The organism is Nocardia sp. NPDC058497, from assembly GCF_042720195.1.
In the GTDB taxonomy this organism is placed as follows: Bacteria; Actinomycetota; Actinomycetes; order Mycobacteriales; family Mycobacteriaceae; genus Nocardia.
The window spans coordinates 1-3143 of sequence record NZ_JBHXMY010000652.1 but is presented as its reverse complement, the minus strand read 5'-3'; the positions used below and the strand labels follow the sequence as shown (position 1 = coordinate 3143).

At 70.9% G+C, this 3143-nt stretch carries 4 protein-coding genes; all 4 read right to left on the bottom strand.

Annotation, left to right across the window (positions count from 1 at the left end; translation table 11 throughout):
- Positions 1–109 precede the first annotated feature (109 nt).
- Positions 110–715 carry an RdgB/HAM1 family non-canonical purine NTP pyrophosphatase gene (rdgB, locus tag ACFWPJ_RS28890; RefSeq protein ID WP_378856075.1) on the bottom strand — a complete coding sequence of 202 codons (606 nt, stop codon included), beginning with the start codon at positions 713–715 and terminating at the stop codon, positions 110–112.
- Between the two features lie 2 nt (positions 716–717).
- On the bottom strand, positions 718–1482 hold the full coding sequence (gene rph / locus ACFWPJ_RS28885; RefSeq protein WP_378856073.1) for a ribonuclease PH: 765 nt from the start codon (positions 1480–1482) through the stop codon (positions 718–720).
- Positions 1483–1548: 66 nt separating this feature from the next.
- Entirely contained in the window at positions 1549–2313 is a 765-nt protein-coding gene (locus ACFWPJ_RS28880) for a cyclic nucleotide-degrading phosphodiesterase (RefSeq protein ID WP_378856071.1), read from the bottom strand.
- 69 nt (positions 2314–2382) lie between these two features.
- On the bottom strand, positions 2383–3099 hold the full coding sequence (locus ACFWPJ_RS28875) for a rhomboid family intramembrane serine protease (protein WP_378856069.1): 717 nt from the start codon (positions 3097–3099) through the stop codon (positions 2383–2385).
- Positions 3100–3143: the final 44 nt, after the last annotated feature.

Sequence of the window (3143 nt, the reverse complement as noted above, 5' to 3'; positions counted from 1 at the left end):
CCGGAGCGGCGGCGTTGTTGTTTCGCTGGACGCCTGATCACCACGCTCTGGTGTGAGCACCGGCCGAGTAGCCTCCGCCACCAGCGCGTGGTGATCTTGATCAGCTGGCTCAGGCCAGGGCGGCCAGCGCGGGGATGAGCTGGGTGAGGGCGCGGCCGCGGTGGGAGACGGCGTCCTTCTCGGCGGGGGTGAGTTCGGCCGCGCTGCCGGTGCCGCCCTCGGGGAGGAACAGCGGGTCGTAGCCGAAGCCGCCGTCGCCCGCGGGTTCGCGGGCGATGGTGCCGCGCCATTCGCCGCGGACCACGGTGGTGGTGCCGTCGGGCAGGACCAGGGCGCAGGTGGAGACGAAGGCGGCGCCGCGGCGTTCGTCGGGGACGTCGCCGAGCTGGCCGAGCAGCAACGCGTTGTTGGCGGCGTCGTCACCGTGGCGGCCGGACCAGCGCGCCGAGAGCACACCGGGCATGCCGTTGAGCGCGTCCACCTCGATCCCGGAATCGTCCGCCACACATGGCAATCCGGTGGCGACGGCACCGTCACGGGCCTTGGCGATCGCGTTCTCCTCGAAGGTGGCGCCGGTCTCGGGCGCCTCCTCGTACGGCGGCACGTCGGCAAGGCTGACCAGGTCGATCCCGGCCACGCCCGCCTCGTCGAGGATCCGGCGCAATTCCTTCAGCTTCTTGGCATTCCGGCTGGCGACCAGCACACGCACGGCCACGGCTACTTCTTCGCGGCCGGCTCGGGCAGCTCGCCCGGGTAGGGCAGCGCCAGCGCCTCCCGCTGGACCGCGAACAGCTGCTCGCACCCGGCCAGCGCCGAGTCCAGCAGCTTGTCCAGGGTCGAGCGCGGGAACGTCGCGCCCTCGCCGGTGCCCTGGATCTCGACCAGGGTGCCGGTGTCGGTGGCGACCACGTTCATGTCGACCTCGGCGCGCGAGTCCTCCTCGTACGGCAGGTCGAGGCGCACCCTGCCGTCGACCACGCCGACGCTCACCGCGGCGATCATGCACGAGATCGGCTGCGGGTCGGCCAGTTTGCCCGCGGCGGCCAGATAGGTCACCGCGTCCGAGAGCGCCACGTACGCGCCGGTGATCGCGGCGGTGCGGGTGCCGCCGTCGGCCTGCAGCACGTCGCAGTCGAGAGCGATGGTGTTCTCGCCGAGGGCGGCCAGGTCGATGCAGGCGCGCAGCGAACGGCCGATCAGCCTGCTGATCTCCTGGGTGCGCCCGCCGACCTTGCCCTTCACCGACTCACGCCCGCTGCGAGTGTGGGTGGCGGCGGGCAGCATCGCGTATTCCGCGGTGAGCCAGCCCAGCCCGGAATCCCGGCGCCACGGCGGCACACCCTCGGTGACGCTGGCCGTGCACATCACCCTGGTCTGCCCGAACTCGACCAGCACCGATCCCGCCGGATGCGTGGTGAAGCCACGGGTGATCCTTACCTCGCGGAGTTCGTCATCCGCCCTGCCATCGGCTCGTCTCGACACAGTGTTGGATTATGCCCGCCTTCGCGGGCATGTGTTCGCGGCCCCCTTGTGGCCCGGCCAGTTCGGCTAGAGGTCGAAGGTTTCGCCCGGGGACACCGCGTGGACCGGGCCGGAGAAGGCGGCCTTGGCCTCGGCGATGACGTCCTCGCGTGAGGTCCACGGGGGAATGTGGGTGAGCAGGAGTTCCTTGGCGCCGGCGCGGGTGGCGATCTCGCCCGCCTCGGTGCCCGAAAGGTGAATGCCGGGTGGGCGATTGGCCGGATCGTGGGTCCACGAGGCTTCCGCCATCAGCACGTCGGCGCCCTGCGCCAGGTCGACCACGGCATCGCACATCGCGGTGTCGCCGGTGTAGACGAACACGCGGCCGTCGGCGGCGGTGATCCGCAGGCCGTAGGACTCCGGCGGGTGGTACATCCGGCGGGCCTCGACCGTGTGGCCGGGGCCGAACGGCACCGGGACGTTCTCGACCCAGGCCTGCGAGTCGATCACATCGGACCAGTCGTCGGTCTCGCCGCCGATCTCGGCGGAGGCGTTGCCGATGCGCAGCGCGGCGTCGGAGGGACCGCGCACCACTGCCTGACCCTGCGGCGGGTTCGGGTGGTAGCGGCGCCACACCAGCAGCGCGGGCAGATCGAGGCAGTGATCGGCGTGCAGATGGGTGAGGAAGATGTCGATGTCACCCGGGTTCATGTACTTCTGCAGCGCCCCGAAGACGCCGGGACCGAAGTCGATGACGGTGGGCCTCATGTCAGGGCCGGTCAGCAGATAGCCCGACGCTGGGGAGTCCGGGCCGGACACGCTGCCCGAGCACCCGAGGACGGTAAGGCGCATGCCCCCATGCTGCCACGACGTGCTGGTGCTCAATGCAGGATCCCCCCATTTTCCAGACCGGATCCCCGGCTACCGCGTAGGTACTGCGCGGCCTGCCGATGCTCCACGGCGGCGTCGACGTTCATCACCAGAGAGTACCCAGCCCGCGAGGACTCCACCCACCGCCCCGAAAAGATGTCCCTGCCAAGAAATTAGGGGGTCGCTGGGCAGCACGCCCCACAGCATGGAGCCGTACAGCAGGAAGATCACCACGCCGAGCACGATCTGCCCCACATTGCGGGCGAACCACCCGCGGCAGATCAGATAGGTCAGCCAGCCGAAGACCAGCGACGACGCGCCCACGTGCACGCTGCCCGACGAGCCGGTCAGCCAGGTGCCGACCCCGGCGACCACCCAGATGATCGCCGTCGCCGCGATGCCACGCCCGATCCCCGACAGCAGGACGAGGAAACCGAGGATGAGCAGCGGCAGGGTGTTGGCCATCAGGTGGTCCCAGCCGCCGTGCAGCAGCGGCGCCCAGAGGATGCCGTCGAGCCCGTCGGCCGCGCGCGGCTCGATCCCGCCCGCGTCGAGCTGACCCGGCGCTCCGGCGGGGCGATCGTGGGAGAGCACCGCGTCGATGCCCTCGATCACGTACAGCGACCCGACGAATCCGAGGATCACCACCGCGGCCCGGGCCCAGACCCTGGTGCCCGCCCGCTTGGCAGGCGTTCCCGCCCCGGTCCGCCCCTGCAACCCGGCGATCCGATCCGGATCGAACGAGGCCCCGATTCCACCCACCGACATCGCCTCCGCTCAGGCCGACCGATCCCGGCCACTCCAGCCAAGGG